Genomic DNA, 13451 nt, shown 5'->3' with positions numbered 1-13451 from the left:
GATGTGCCGAGCCTACGGCCCGGACGCACCCGCCCGGCCGGCCAGGCGGTCTCCGGCGTCACCCGTAATGCTGCAAAAAGACAAAGACGGCTGCACCAAGGATGCCCACCCCGGTGACGGACAGCAGCAGCGGGCGCAGCACCGGCCCGCCGGGCAGCCCGTCCCAGCTGTCGCCGAACGACCGGCCCCAACGGGCACCGAAGCCGGTCAGCAGGCAGAACGCGCCCGCCGCGAGCATCGGCAGCGCCACGAACACCCCGGCGACATCGCCCCACGCCTGCTCCCAGCCGGCGGCCACATACGTTCCGCCGTCGCCGCTCTGTACGGGGACCCGGGTGCCCGGCGGGTACACCGTGTCGGGGTGGAACGTGCCGAACGGATTGACAGCGCCGTCACCGTCGCCGTCGAGGTCTGCCCGAAAGGACCCCGTGCAGCTGACCGTCCGGCCCGTGTGACGGCCGTCGGCACCGGACGGGTAGCGCTCATGACACGCCTCGACGGTGTACGTGCCGCGCGTGCCTGTGTACCCGGCAGCGAGCGCCGCCCCCTTCACGGAGATCACGCAGACCATCACCCCCAGCACCACCAGGACGAGGCCGGCGGCCCGCCCCACCACGTACCGGGCGGCGTTGCGGCGGCTGGTCACCGCCCCGAGCGCCCGCCCCGTGGAGCGCAGTGCCGCGAGCGGGGTACGGCGCCCCGTCGGCGGCGGCATCAGACGATCCCGTCGACGAGCAGCGCCGCAGCGGCACCGAGCGCGGCCAGGCCGCCGACCCCGGCCAGCACGGCGCGGACCACGGTGCCGCCGGGCATCCGGCCCCAGGCCGCCCGCAGCCCCGGACCGCGGCGGGTGCCGAATCCGGTGAGCAGGCAGAACAGGCCCGCAACGATCGCGCACACCGAAACGCAGACGATCGCCAGGCTCCGCCAGATCCACTGCTCGTCGATCATGACGAACTTGTAGTCCGTCTTCTGCACCGCCAGCTGCTTGCCCGGCTCGAACTTGGCCCCGGTCTCGACCGTCGCGTCCTCGACGGTGGCGCCGTCCCGGTCGGCGCGGAAGGTGCCGGTGCACGTGTCGACGGGCCGCGCGTGCCGGTGGCGGGAGGAGCCGACACGGTCGAAGTGGGTACGGCACTCCTGGACGGTGAGCGTGCCCGTCTCGCCTTTGTGGCCGTTGGCGTAGCCCATGTCCTTGGCGGTCAGCCCGCCGAAGAACAGCCCGGCGAGGACGAGTCCGGCGCCGACGATCCTGCCGGCCGAGGCCGTCAACCGGGCCGGGGACCACGTGCGTATGAAGGACTGCGTAGGCATGGAGGGACCGCGTTGCTGTGGAGGACAGTGCCGGCCTGCTCACAGTCGTACGGACAGGCGCGGGCGCCATGCGCGTACGCCACCGGGGCGCGCGCCGCCGAGGCACAGACCGTCGAGACGCGCACCACCGGGGCGCGCACCGCCGAGGCACACGCCATCGAGGCGCGCGACATCGGTCACGTGCCACTGAGGCTCGCGGCCGCTTGACCGAGCAGGTACCGGAACTTAACCACCTCTTTCCCCGTCCGCACCACTCCCCTCCCGCACCGCATTCCGTCCGCCACCCGCACCTCAGCACGGTCAATCCCCCCGAATTCGAGCCGCATTCGATCGCATTCCCCGCGTCAGCACCTCTCAACAGCGCGCCACAAGCGCCCTGTTGTCCCCACTTTCGACGCCACTGTCCCCCGCGAGGTCCCCCGTCGGCCAGCCGCCGCCCGCACCCGACGACCCGCCTTGACATGCCTGCGTTAAGAGCACATAAAGTGGTCGCGCTGGACGTGTCGAGAGGGAAACGCGCCAAGCGCGAATGGCAGGGCAATGACGGGGGTCAAGGTGACGGACAAGGCATTCGACGTAGATCCTGACGTGCTGCGCACGCAGGGGCACGCGTTCGTGAGCATCGGCACGGAGTTCGGCAAGGCGGCCAAGAAACTCAAGGACGATCTGCACGCCCTCGGGAAGCCTTGGGAGGACGCCGACTTCGGCGCGGCCTTCGACGTCATCTACACCCCGATACGCGACGGCATGTTCGAATCCATGGATTCGCTGGGCGAACGCCTCGAAGACATCGGCGACAAACTCCAGGGCATGGCCCGTACCTACACGGCATCCGACGAACAGGGCGTACACGTCGTCAGCTCGGTCCAGCGCCCCGCCATCTGAGCGGCACCCGCCGGACCGCGCGGCTGCCCGCTCGTCAAGCCGTACAACCGCCCGCGCACCAGACCGTACGGCCGCCCGCGCGTCAGACCGTACGGCCGTCCATGTGTCCGGCCAGGCGTCCGGTCACGCGGCGCGGGCGCCCTTCGGCCCCGTACGAATCGATTCACCGACACACACCAGGGCGCGCACCGCCTCACCACCCCGGCGCCCCGCCCGCACCTCCAGCCCCAGCCACATCAAGAACGAGAACGCTCCAGCCGCACGCACACGGCTGCAACCGCACGGGGGACGATCACTGTGTCACTGACGCTGCCGAGCGAGGTCGCCTGGGTCCTCGGGCTCCTCGGGTACGACTGGCCGGAGGCCGACGAGGACGCGCTCTTCAAGTGCGCCGAAACCTGGCGGAACTTCGCCGCGCAGGTCGAGCAGGCGTCCTCGCACGGCACGTCGGCGGCGAATGAGGTGGTCGGGGCCAATACGGGCGAAGCGGTCGACGGATTCAACAAGGAATGGGGCGCCTTCTCCGGCAGCTCCGGTTCCGACCACTATCTGCGCGACGCCCAGATCGCCGCCGAAACCATCGCGTTGGCTTTCGACGCGGCGGCCATCGCGGTACTCACCGGCAAGATCGCGATCATCGCCCAGCTCGTCATCCTCGCGGTCGAACTCATCGCCGCCCAGGCGGCGGCCCCCTTCACATTCGGCCTCTCCGAAGCGGGCGCGGCGGGCGCGACGCAACTCACCCGCGTCGCCGTCCGCGAGATTCTGAACAAGATCAAACAAGAGGTCGTCCAGGCCGTCACCAAGGCCATGGAACACGCCACAATGGACGCCATCAAGAAGCTGGCGAAGAAGGCGGTGTCCAAGGAGGCCCGGCAGCTGGCGACGGACTACGCCAAGAAGACGGTCAAGGACACGGTCAAGGAGACCGTCAAGGACAAGGTCGTCGAAGAGGGCAAGGCGAAGGCCACCGAAGCCGCCACGGAAATGGGGCAGAACGTCGCCCAGCAGGGCATCGAAAACCACTTCGGCGCCCGTGACGGTATGGACTGGGGCGAAACCGCCGACATCGGCAAGGAAAAGGGCGGCGAATACGTCGACGGCCTGAAGGAAGGCGCCCAGAGCCTCGCCGACCCCCAGACCTACGTCGACCACGCCAGGGAAGACCTGACCAACCGCGGCCTCACCGCGGCCCAGAAACACGCCGACAACCGCACCGGCGGCGCAGCCACCCGCCACCAGGGCGTCACCGACGGTGCGGGGGATTCGGTACGGGCCGTGTTCGGGTGAAGCGGGTCGGATGAAGCGGATCGGGTGCGGCGGTCCTGCGCCATGGGGTTGTGGGGCGTGGGGCCACGGGGCCACGGGGCCACGGAGCGTGGGGCGCGGGCATGGGGCCACGGAGCACGGTGCGTGGGGCGCGGGGATGGGGCACGGGTCGTGGGGCCACGGGGCACGCACGAGGCGCGGGGCATGGGGCGCCGGACGGGGGCGCGGTACGGGGCGGTGCGTACCGGCGATGTGCATCGGCACGGTGCGGGGCAACGTGGGGCCTCACGCCCCGCGGGGCGTGAGGCGGGGCGGTACGAAGGCGATGCGTGGTGAGGCGGGGCGGCGCGACGTTGACTCGCGCGGCACGGCGCGGCGCGGCGCGGCGCGAGCAGCGGGACGCAGGCTCAGCTCAAAAAAATCACACCGTCTCCCTCAGCCAAAAACGCTACGAACATCCTCAGCAACCGCCCCTCCACCAACTCCACCACCCCCACGTCCGCTATCCCCACCATCGCCCTCGCTCCCAGTCACACTCCCGCTCCCGCTCCCTTCCGCCCTCTCCGCCTCCCCCACTCCTCCCCTCCCGCGCTGAATCCCCGCCCGCACCTTCGCCGCCGCGAGGTTGTTCCCCGCCTCGGTCGCCCCGTCGAGTAAGCGCTCACGATGAGTCGTGGGGTCGAGCAGACCCGCCAATCCCCCCTCCCTCTCCCCCGGACCACTCGGCGCGCCGACGACGTACTCGCCGGCCTTGAATTCCCCGCCCTCGATCACGCCGAACTGCTTCCCGAACTCCTCCTTTGCCCCACGCACCGTGTCCCCGAAATCGACGCCGGCGCGGGCACCGAAGTGGCTTTCGATGCCCTGCTGGACAACGCCTTGTCCCGCCCCGGTCACGATCTCCGTGGCCTTTTCCCTGGCGGGATCGACGACGATGTCCCTGACCGCCTTGCGCGCATAGTCTTTCGCGAAGTCCTTGGCCTGGTTCTTCACGAAGTCCGAGGCGATCTCCTTCACCCCCTTCTCCGCGGCTTCCGCGACCGCCTTGGTGACCGCCTCGACGACTTCCTTCCGCAGCGTGTCCAGGAGCCGCCGCACCAAGATGCGGGTGGCCTGAGTAACCCCGAGCGCGCCCACCTCCGAAAGTCCGAACGTGAAAGGTGCGGCGGCCTGTGCCGCGATGAGTTCGACGGCCAGGATGACGAGCTGCACGATGACTTCGGCCTTGGCCGCGAACACGGCGGCCGCCGCCACCTCGAAAGCGAGGCCGATGACATTGGCCGCGATCTGTGCATCGGCCAGATACGAACCCGGCCCACCCGAGAATTCGCCCCACTCCCCCGTGAAGCGGTCCACCGCCTCGCCCGCATTGACGGCGGCGACTTCCCGTACGGCCGATCCGCCCCGCCCGTCGGTCCGCCCGACCTGGGCCGCGAACTGCAGCCAGGCCTGCCCGCACTCCATGAGCTTGTCCTCGTCGGCCTCGGGCCAGGCGTAACCGAGCAGGTCGAGCACCCATACGACTTCACCGGGCAGCGTCAGCGCCACAGCCGCCCCCTCCCCGAGCGCTCGCCCTCATCGCAGTCCCCATCACAGCCCCCAAGGGGAGGGATGCGAACGCGCAACCTGCCCGACGAGCTCCGCCCCTTCCCGCTCGGCGGTTTCGTACATCCTCGCCATCTCCTGCAGGTTCTCCCCCATCCCCTCCATCCGCTTTCCGAGCGATTCCATGGACTTGAACATGCCGTCCCGGACCGGCTCATAAACCATCGCGAACACGTCCGCGAATTCAGCTCCTCGCCACGGCTCCCCCAACCCCTTCAACGTGTCCTGCAACCGTTTCGACGCCACCCCGAACTCCACCCCGATAGCGGAAAACTCCCACCCTTGACGCCGGATCTCCGCGCAATCGACATCAAATGCCGCACCCATCACACAGCCCCCACTCGAACAATCAAACAGCAACAGGGATGGCGAACTCCACGCCCGCCTCATTTCGGCGCCGCGAGCCTTCCACGCCCACACCACAAGCAGCAAACGCCCGAACCACCACCCCAACCGCCCCCACCACCCCCGCGCACCAGACCAACACCCCCCGCACCACCCCGTACGGACAATCAGAAGAAACCTTTACCGCACCGCACTCCGCCTCCACGGCCCCGAATCCCCCGAGCCACTTCCCGCACCGAAACAAAGCCCACCTCGAACCTCAATCCACAAAACGAGTCACTCTCAGCCCCAAAACCGAAAGAAACCAGAACACACCCACACCTACATCAGTCACCACTCATCCGAGCGAACCGCACACGCGCCGATGACGCTTCTGAACCGCAGAGGCTCGGTTGTTGCGACCACCGGAGTTGATCGCCGTGCCGTCTTCGACAGCCCAGGGACGAGGAGGCAGATGGTGCGGGCCGTAATACGAGCCCTCCCTAACCGGTACAAGTACGGGGCCCTGCAGATTGCCTGTAGGGCCCCGCTCAAAACTCACACGTCTACTACTGGTTGGGAGGAACTTGCGGGTAGCCGCCAGGAGCACCGGACTGGTGGTAGGGGCCGGGCTGCTGCGGCGGGTAGTAACCCGGACCACCAGGACCGCCGAAGCCTCCGCCGGGGGGCGGGCCGTTACGCTTCTTCTTTTTCCTCACCACGACGGCCACGATGATGCCGATGATCACCAGGACGATGAGCGAGAAGGCCGCAATTCCGATGGCGGCCTTCGTGTTGCTGTTGTCGTCCTCCTGCCAGCCGTCCCCGTTGGCGTTGCCCGCGGGAGGCTGCTCCTGCCCCTGGGCCTCTGCCGCCTTGAGCGGACCGTTCTTCGAGCCGGCCGGGATGTTTTCCGTCAACGCCTCATACGGGCGGACGACCCCATATCCGTAGTGGGCGTCCGGCCCCTCCCCGGCAGAAACTCCCGAGGGCATCTGAGCAGTCTTGACCAGGCGATTAGCGACCTGTCCAGCCGTCAGGTCGGGGAATTTGGCGCGGACCAGGGCAGCCGCCCCGGATACATAGGCCGCTGCGTCCGAAGTGCCGCTCGCCAGCCGGTAAGGCTTGGTGGCGGCCGCGGAGCGGATGACCTCGCCCGGCGCGGTGAGGAGAAGGTGCGGACCGTAATTGGAATCCTTCCAGATCTTCTGGCCCTCCCCTACGGCACCTACTGCGAGTACCCCCGGCGACGCGGCCGGGTAATTAGGGTTCGCCGATCCTGAGTTTCCCGAACTGGCCACCAACAAGACGTCGTGCTGCACCGCGTACGCGATGGCTGACTTGTCGGCGTCCGTCACGTCGCCGACGCCACCGATCGACATGTTGACGACTTTCGCCCCTTGGTCAACGGCGTAACGCAAGGGTTCGGCAAAGGTGGAGTCGTACGTGTCACCTTCGGAGTCCGAGTGCTTGACCGGCAGAATCTTGGCACCAGGGGCGAGCCCCATCACGCCCTGTGCGTTCCCGGGACCATGGCCATGTCCGGCGATCACCGAAGCCATCGAGGTTCCGTGATTGTTCTTGGTCTCCCGGTCTGCGGGGTCCCCGGTCGAGAAGTTTTTCCCGGGGAGAACATTCCCCTTCAGGTCGGGGTGGTCCCCGTTCACGCCGCTGTCGATGACAGCGACGGTGACACCTTTACCGGTGGACTGCTTCCATGCCTTTTCGGCATCAAGGGAGCGAAGCGCCCATTGGTCGTTACGAATCTGGTCTGCTGAAGCAGCCGGCGCAGTGCCGAAGAGCAGCGCTCCCACCACCGCCGCGCCGCTCACCGCACGCAGCGTCCGCGTGAAGCTCATGCCGTACACCTCTCCTGTGCAGGACGGGGCCCACAGCCCGAGGACTGCGGGCCCCGTCTTGGTTCCGCCGGCTACTGGGCCAGAGCGGCCCTACTCGATGACCTTCGGCGCCACATTACGCTCCGGCGTCCAGGTCTCCTCGTCTTCCACAAGGTAGTCGGGGCGCTCCCCGTTCCGGCCCTTGTCGTCGCCCTTGCCGCCGTGCGCTCCGGGGGCCCCGGCCATGCCCATCGGGCGACGCCCGCCGCCCGCGCCCGACTGCGTACCACCGCGGCTACGGTGCAGTCCGGAACCGCCTTGCCCGCCGGTTCCGGACTTGCCGCCGGTGCTTCCGATGACGCCGCCCTTCTGCCGGGCCAGGGCTCCCCCTCGCCCGGCGGCGGCGCCCTTGGCTCCGGCACCGCCGCCGGCACCGCCGCCCATGCCGGGCATACCCGCGCGTCCACTACGCGCACCGGCGCCACCGGCGCTCCCGCCCGTACCCGAACGGCCGGCCATGGTGCCGCCGGCCATGCCGCCACCACCGGGCATTCCCGTCGCTCCGGAGTTGCCTCCGCTGACATGGCCGCCGCCCGGGGTGCCGTTCAGGCTTCCCCCGCCGTTGAGGCCTCCGGTGCCGCCACCGGTATTGAGGCCCCCGCCGCCGGGACCGCCGGAGAAGCCGTCGAGGCCGGTTCCCACATGCGGAACGGTCGAGGCCTTCGGCGGGATCGTGCTGCCGACACCACCGGAGATGCCCCGCTGGCGGGGTGCCTCCAGGCCACCGGGCGACGTGTAACCCGGCCCCTTCGGGGTGGAGGGGAGGGAACCCTTCGGAGTGGACGGCTTGGGCCGGTTGACCACTCCGTCGGGCAGGGGGACGAAGGGAGGCGGCGGAGGCGTGTCGCCTCGTTCCGGCACCTCGGTGTCCCGTCCACCACCCCGCGGCGGCTTCCCCATGGCCAGTGCGTTGGACCGGTACGACGAGCCCAGGTATTCCATCATGATGGCGGTCTGGAGCTGGCGTTCCTTGCCCTCCGACAGCTCTCCCGAGTTGCCGTTGAGGACGTCCGTGGTGTCCTTGCCCTGCTGGAGTTCGTGGATCGCCTTCGAGTCGTCGCGTCCGCCCTTGGCGCCGAACGTGACCACCTTCAGTGCGTAGTTGCCCACGGCATCGCGGTTGCTCTCCGCGTCTGTGGGCATCTGCATTTCGTCGATCTTCTTCTTGTACTCACTCAGCGTGTGACCGACACCGTCCATGACGTGTCGCATGTTGGACGCGTACGGCGCCGAGTTGCCGATGTTCTGGCTGATCTTGTCGGCGCGCTGCCGGAATCCTTCGGCGGCCTTGCCGCCCCAGTGTTCGAGGACTTCCTTGACGGCGTCGTCGAATTCCTTCCGGAGGCCGCCGCGCCCGTCCTCGCCCACGAGGGTGTCGTGGATCCACTTCCAGTTCGCGGCGACTTCCTTGACCTTGCCGGGGTCGGCGTGGGCCACCATCGCCTTGAGTTCCTGCATGTTGCGCTCGAAGAACTTGGTCTCGTGCTTGGCGTAGAAGCAGCCCTTGTCGGTGGAGACACCGCCGTTGCTTGCCGACATGGTCACTTACCCCCGGGGTTCAGCGCGTTGTGCACGTCGTATTCACGGTCGTGGTACGCGTCCTTCGTCTTGGCCGTCTTCTGGCTCAGATCGTCGACGAGATCGGCGAGCTTCTTCAGAATCTCGTCGTCCATGAACGCCTTCATCTCGTCGTGCGCCCGGCGCAGCTCCTCTTCCTCCCTGAAGCCGTTGCCCAGGGTTCCGGCCGGAAGGTACGTGCTGTGTCCCGCCTTGCTCTTGGCCTCCGTCATGGCCCTGAGCACGCCGTTGAGCTTGCGCCCCACGGTGTCCAACGCTTCGAGATCGACGTAATACTCGTCGTTGCTGCCCATTAATGTCCTCCCCGTGTGTTCAAGGTGTTCTTACGGCGCCAATCGCGCAACGCGATCGAGGTGCCGACGACCGTGGCGACGGCGAGGGCGCCGCCGCCGATGATGTAGATGGCGATGCGTGACTGGCGTTCCTCGGGGGATTCGCCGATGGTCAGGGCGGCCGGCTGGATGTTGGCGCCGGTGTCGGCCGCGTTGGCGTCGGAGTCCGGTTTCGGTTCGCCGGTCGGCTTGGTCTTGTCGTTGAGGGCCGCTACGGGGTCGACGACGCCCCAGCCGATGTTGTGGTCCCGGTTCTTGCGGACGCGCTCGGCGGTCTTCTCCAGGTGCCAGATGATCTCGCGCGGCTTCCACTCCTGGTGTTCGGCCTTGTTGCGGCCGATGAGGAGGGCCGCGGCGCCGGCCGCGTACGGGGCGGCGAAGCTGGTGCCCTGGTCGACGCAGTTGCCGCCGTTGGGGACGGTGGAGACCATGTCCACGCCGGGGGCGGCGATGTCGACGAAGGGGCCGGCCTGGGAGAAGGGGGCACGCTCGTTGTTGCGGTCGGAGGCGGCGACGGCGAGGACGTTGGAGTTCTCGAAGGCGGCGGGGTACATGCTCTGCTCGGCGCCGCTCGCGCCGCCGTTGCCCGCGGAGGCGACGATCAGGACGTTTTGGGCCTCGGCCTTGGTGACGGCGGCGCGCAGGCCGCCCAGGAGCGCGGGGTTCGCGTTGGTGCCCTGGGAGATGTTGATGATGTCGGCGCCCGCGGCGACCGCGTCGTCGATGGCCTTGGCGAGGCTGGCGGCGGTGCCGCCCTTTTCCTTGTCGGTCTGCTGGAAGGGCAGGATCTGCGCCTTCGGGGCGAGGCCGTAGAAGCCGGAGCCGCTCTTGGGGCGGGCGGCGATGATGCCGGCGACCTTCGTGCCGTGACCGACCTGGTCCTCGGTGGGTTTGCCCTTGTCCACGTAGCTCTTGCCGCCGCTGATCGCGCCGCGCAGCTGTTCGTTGCCCGCGTCGACGCCGGTGTCGATGACGGCGATCTTGATGCCCTCGCCCTGGCCGTAGGCCCACATCTGCTTGGTGAGCAGGCGTTGCAGCGACCACGGGGTCTCTTTGATGTCGTCGGTGCCGAACGTGCACTGGCCGCTGTTCAGGGGCACGTTCGGGTCCGCGATCGCCGGCGCGGCCGTCGCGCAGGACAGTGCGACGGTGCCGGCCGCACCGGCCAGTGCTACCGCCGCGCGTCGGCGGTGACCGGCTCGGTGACCATTGGCGCGAGATCCCACGAGGTGTCTGCTCTCCGTGTGTGGCGGATTCGAGAAGGTGAAAGGGAGGAACCGGGGAGGCGGTGGAGGAAGTGGGTGGACTGCGTGAGGGCGAGCGCACTGGTGCAGCGCGCCCGCCCTCATTCACCACTGTGCGAGCCTTCGTGGCTGCTCAGCCGTTGTGCCGTAGCCGTTCCCGTCGGTGGACGGTGACGGGTCAGCCGCCCCAGATGCTGGCGTTCTTGGACTCGGTGCTCTGGTAGTTCTGAGCGGCCTGGTCCAGGGCCTTCGCGATGGCTTCCAAGGTCGAGTGCAGGGAAGCGGCGCGCTGGTCCCACTCGCGCTGACGGGCCTGGTAGCCCTCCTGCGCGGCACCTTCCCAGCTGGCGGCGATCTTCTTGACACCCGACTCGAGGTCGTCGAGCTGGGTACGGATGTTGTTGGCCGTTCCGCGCACGTCGGAGGCGGCCTGGGAGATCGTCGCGAAATTGACGAGGATCTGGCCGGACATATGGTCTCCTCGGGGAGTTGAGCTCTGGTCGATTCACATGCCGCAGCAGGCCGGCCGGCCCAGGGGCCGCCGGGGCGGTGGGCCGGTGCGTGCTGCGGCGAAGTGGGCGCGCCGCGGAGGGCGGCGCGGTCCCGTCATCCGAAGGGCGAAGCCTGCGCGGAGACGTGGGACATCGACTGGGCCTGCTCCTCTTCCGAGGCCACGTAGTTCTTCGTGGTCGAGTCGATCGCTTCCTTGATCTCGTTCAGCAGCTGGTTCAGGCGCTTGGCGTCGTCATTCACCTGAGTCTGCAGCTGGTGGTACGAGGAGGCAGCAGCGCCCTTCCACCCAGACGTGATGCCCTCGACGACCCCGTTCAGGCGAGTGATCTCGCCCTGGATCGACTGGTTGACGGAGGAGATACGGCCGCTGAATGCGACCATCTCCTCCTCAGTGGTTGTGAACTGCTGACCAGCCATAAGTCAACGTCCCCCATGAGACTCGTACGTCGTGCCGGGGGACCCACGTGAAGAGCTCCCCCGGTCGGCATCTTCTGCTGACGCCTTCCGCCACTTTAACCACTCCATACGCCTGTTCCCAACAGCGGGTGGGCGGTTGTGACGGGATCACAACAAAGGCAACTGACCGGCTCCGAATGTCAATTCGATGGAACCGGACAGATGCCTTTCTTTCGGTCAAGCGTGAAGCCGGAACCGCTCCTTCGGATGTGAAGGAGCGGTGCGGATCGGGGCGTCAGGAGCTCTGCGGCTTCTTCGCGCTGTCGACGTCCAGCGACGGCCCTTCGGACAGCAGTTGGGACCACGCCTTGTCGACCGTCGGCGGATGCACGCCCTCGTATCCGAGGTGGATCTGCGCCTGGTCGCGCGCCTTCTCCGCATTGCCCGCCTTGGTGGCGCTGTCGTTGCTGCGGGGCACCGAATAGCGCAGGCCGGTGTCGGTTACCAGGAACAGCGTTCCGCTCTTGACGTTTCCAGTTACCTGCTGATAAAGGAGGCCGCTGCCCGGCGTTACGTACGAGGCCGAGCCGGAGGCAATGGTGGCCGGGTAGTCCTTGCCGACCCAGGTGGTCATTTTGGGGACGCCGCCCTCGAAGCCGAGGGCCTTGCCGGCGCCGTTCGCGTACTCCGTACTGGTGCCGTGGTAGACGCTGCACGCGACGTCCGCGCCCTTGCCCGAGTCGCCGATACCGGTGCTGCGCCGCGTCGCGGCGGCGTTGGCCATGGTGACGGCCTCGGAGGGCCACAGGGCCGCGCCCGGGTACCTGGACATGAACTGGACGACCTGGTCCTTGTCGTCACGCTTGGGGGTGATGCTGTCGGTGGAGACATTGATCGCGTCCATCTTGTCGCCGCCCTTGTTGACGGCGGTCGCGTTCGGCCCCTCCAGCAGCAGCTTGGCCTGGAAGTTCGTCACCTTCTCCAGGCCGTCCGCGGTCACGACGTACTTCTGGCTGTCACCGGCCTGCAGGACGTTGCCGATGACGCTGTACTTGCTCGGCACCCCCTCGACGGCCGCCCGCGTGCCCGCCTTCTCCACGCGGGGCATGATGAGCGGCAACTGGCTCTTGATGAGGGTGTTCATCCATTCGGAGGTCACCTGCTGCGGCTGCGCGTCGCCGAAGATGACCTGGCGCAGCTTGTCGTCCTGCTGCTCCTTCACAGCCGGCGAGGGGGCCGTGCCACGGAGGGCGTCGAACTTGAAGGCCACGCCGTTCTCGTCGACCAGGTACTTCTCGCCCTGCGGGTCCTGGACGTACAGCGCCTGGTGCAGGTCCAGCTTTCCGTGGTCGAGCACCCGGGCCTTGTCCTTGCCGCCGAGGACGAACACGGCCTGCTGGGACTTGCTGTTCTCACCGCTGCCCGGACGGTCGCACACCGCCCAGATCTTGGGAGTACCGGCCTCCTTCTCGGTGGGCAGCCGGTCGGGGGCGTACGGGATTCCGATGGCCGGGCCGTGCGGAATCTTTCCGTCGAGTTCCTCTTCCTTCACCTTTACGACCTGAAACTTCTTCGGGTCCAGAAGGAGTTTGGCGGACGCCAGGTTGAGGATCGGGTGGAGGAGTTTCTGATTGCTTCCGTTTTCGCCCTTGTTGTTCAGCACGACATACCGGGTGGTGGACTTGTCGCCGACGATGACGTTTTGCGCCGGGGTGTCCCAGCCCTTCGGCGCAACCGGCTTGAGGATGCCGCAGGCGCCGAAGCCCACGGTGACCACCAGGCCGAGCAGGATGCTCGGGAGCACTGCCTTCAGCGGTCGCGGCGCACTCTCGATCGAGCCGTTCGGCAGCGGCTTCAGAAATGCCGCAGTCGTCCGCTTTCGAGCGAACGAATACGCATTCAGCTCGTCCCGACGTGATGCCATTGTTGCTTTCTCTCCCCGCCTGTCGGATCCACCGTGGACCGCCCCCGGCACTCAGGCCGCAGCGCCCTCTACTATGCCGTGTGTCGATCGACCCGTACGGTACGGGTGCCACCTTCCGGCGCACCAGTCCCGACGACGGTACCGAGGCCGGGAAGACATACCGCTCAGA

14 protein-coding genes are annotated in these 13451 nt (G+C 67.9%); 3 read left to right on the top strand and 11 right to left on the bottom strand.

From position 1 onward, the window contains the following. Positions 1–58: 58 nt before the first annotated feature. Positions 59–715 (bottom strand): hypothetical protein, encoded by a 657-nt coding sequence (locus tag ACFV57_RS12585; protein WP_385229418.1) that lies wholly within the window; start codon positions 713–715, stop codon positions 59–61. Next, positions 715–1314 (bottom strand): hypothetical protein, encoded by a 600-nt coding sequence (locus ACFV57_RS12580; RefSeq protein ID WP_385229415.1) that lies wholly within the window; start codon positions 1312–1314, stop codon positions 715–717. The genes ACFV57_RS12585 and ACFV57_RS12580 overlap by 1 nt, the downstream gene beginning before the upstream one ends. A gap of 12 nt (positions 1315–1326) precedes the next feature. On the opposite strand from ACFV57_RS12580, the gene ACFV57_RS12575 reads away from it, so the two are divergent. From ACFV57_RS12575 to ACFV57_RS12565, 3 genes are all read left to right on the top strand, one after another. Continuing rightward, positions 1327–1521, top strand: coding sequence for a hypothetical protein (locus ACFV57_RS12575; protein WP_385229412.1), 195 nt, complete (start codon positions 1327–1329; stop codon positions 1519–1521). A gap of 348 nt (positions 1522–1869) precedes the next feature. After that, positions 1870–2199, top strand: coding sequence for a WXG100 family type VII secretion target (locus tag ACFV57_RS12570; protein ID WP_385229409.1), 330 nt, complete (start codon positions 1870–1872; stop codon positions 2197–2199). Positions 2200–2496: 297 nt separating this feature from the next. Continuing rightward, entirely contained in the window at positions 2497–3489 is a 993-nt protein-coding gene (locus ACFV57_RS12565) for a PE-PGRS family protein (protein ID WP_385229405.1), read from the top strand. Between the two features lie 414 nt (positions 3490–3903). Here ACFV57_RS12565 and ACFV57_RS12560 read toward each other — a convergent pair whose 3' ends face one another. The 9 genes from ACFV57_RS12560 to ACFV57_RS12520 all read right to left on the bottom strand — a co-directional run bounded on the left by ACFV57_RS12560 (position 3904) and on the right by ACFV57_RS12520 (position 13282). Beyond that, the gene (locus ACFV57_RS12560) at positions 3904–5016 is read right to left on the bottom strand and encodes a PE-PGRS family protein (RefSeq protein ID WP_385229402.1); all 1113 of its coding nucleotides are present in this window, start codon (positions 5014–5016) and stop codon (positions 3904–3906) included. A gap of 42 nt (positions 5017–5058) precedes the next feature. Further along, positions 5059–5400: a WXG100 family type VII secretion target gene (locus ACFV57_RS12555; RefSeq protein ID WP_385229399.1), complete on the bottom strand. Its 342-nt coding sequence runs from the start codon at positions 5398–5400 to the stop codon at positions 5059–5061. Between the two features lie 566 nt (positions 5401–5966). Continuing rightward, positions 5967–7256, bottom strand: a complete 1290-nt coding sequence (locus tag ACFV57_RS12550; RefSeq protein ID WP_385229396.1) for a S8 family serine peptidase — start codon at positions 7254–7256, stop codon at positions 5967–5969. A 90-nt stretch (positions 7257–7346) separates the two neighbouring features. Beyond that, positions 7347–8834 (bottom strand): WXG100 family type VII secretion target, encoded by a 1488-nt coding sequence (locus tag ACFV57_RS12545; protein WP_385229393.1) that lies wholly within the window; start codon positions 8832–8834, stop codon positions 7347–7349. A 2-nt stretch (positions 8835–8836) separates the two neighbouring features. Then, positions 8837–9166: a hypothetical protein gene (locus ACFV57_RS12540; RefSeq protein ID WP_385229390.1), complete on the bottom strand. Its 330-nt coding sequence runs from the start codon at positions 9164–9166 to the stop codon at positions 8837–8839. Next, positions 9166–10305: a type VII secretion-associated serine protease mycosin gene (gene mycP, locus ACFV57_RS12535; RefSeq protein ID WP_385229387.1), complete on the bottom strand. Its 1140-nt coding sequence runs from the start codon at positions 10303–10305 to the stop codon at positions 9166–9168. The genes ACFV57_RS12540 and mycP overlap by 1 nt, the downstream gene beginning before the upstream one ends. A gap of 322 nt (positions 10306–10627) precedes the next feature. Further along, on the bottom strand, positions 10628–10921 hold the full coding sequence (locus tag ACFV57_RS12530; protein WP_030024340.1) for a WXG100 family type VII secretion target: 294 nt from the start codon (positions 10919–10921) through the stop codon (positions 10628–10630). 134 nt (positions 10922–11055) lie between these two features. Next, the gene (locus tag ACFV57_RS12525; protein ID WP_385229383.1) at positions 11056–11379 is read right to left on the bottom strand and encodes a WXG100 family type VII secretion target; all 324 of its coding nucleotides are present in this window, start codon (positions 11377–11379) and stop codon (positions 11056–11058) included. Between the two features lie 274 nt (positions 11380–11653). After that, complete coding sequence (locus tag ACFV57_RS12520) at positions 11654–13282, bottom strand: type VII secretion protein EccB (protein ID WP_385229380.1); 1629 nt, start codon at positions 13280–13282, stop codon at positions 11654–11656. Between the last annotated feature and the right edge of the window lie 169 nt (positions 13283–13451).

The sequence above is a fragment of the Streptomyces sp. NPDC059788 genome, from assembly GCF_042732265.1.
Taxonomy (GTDB): Bacteria; Actinomycetota; Actinomycetes; order Streptomycetales; family Streptomycetaceae; genus Streptomyces.
The sequence above is the reverse complement of the archived record's forward strand: the minus strand, read 5'-3'. Positions and strand labels throughout refer to the sequence as shown.

What these genes read in the sequence shown, in the direction of transcription:
- ACFV57_RS12585 (WP_385229418.1), bottom strand. Translation starts at nt 715, where the DNA reads ATGCCGCCGCCGACGGGGCGCCGTACCCCGCTCGCGGCACTGCGCTCC.
- ACFV57_RS12580 (WP_385229415.1), bottom strand. Translation starts at nt 1,314, where the DNA reads ATGCCTACGCAGTCCTTCATACGCACGTGGTCCCCGGCCCGGTTGACG.
- ACFV57_RS12555 (WP_385229399.1), bottom strand. Translation starts at nt 5,400, where the DNA reads ATGGGTGCGGCATTTGATGTCGATTGCGCGGAGATCCGGCGTCAAGGG.
- ACFV57_RS12550 (WP_385229396.1), bottom strand. Translation starts at nt 7,256, where the DNA reads ATGAGCTTCACGCGGACGCTGCGTGCGGTGAGCGGCGCGGCGGTGGTG.
- ACFV57_RS12545 (WP_385229393.1), bottom strand. Translation starts at nt 8,834, where the DNA reads ATGTCGGCAAGCAACGGCGGTGTCTCCACCGACAAGGGCTGCTTCTAC.
- ACFV57_RS12540 (WP_385229390.1), bottom strand. Translation starts at nt 9,166, where the DNA reads ATGGGCAGCAACGACGAGTATTACGTCGATCTCGAAGCGTTGGACACC.
- ACFV57_RS12530 (WP_030024340.1), bottom strand. Translation starts at nt 10,921, where the DNA reads ATGTCCGGCCAGATCCTCGTCAATTTCGCGACGATCTCCCAGGCCGCC.
- ACFV57_RS12525 (WP_385229383.1), bottom strand. Translation starts at nt 11,379, where the DNA reads ATGGCTGGTCAGCAGTTCACAACCACTGAGGAGGAGATGGTCGCATTC.
- ACFV57_RS12520 (WP_385229380.1), bottom strand. Translation starts at nt 13,282, where the DNA reads ATGGCATCACGTCGGGACGAGCTGAATGCGTATTCGTTCGCTCGAAAG.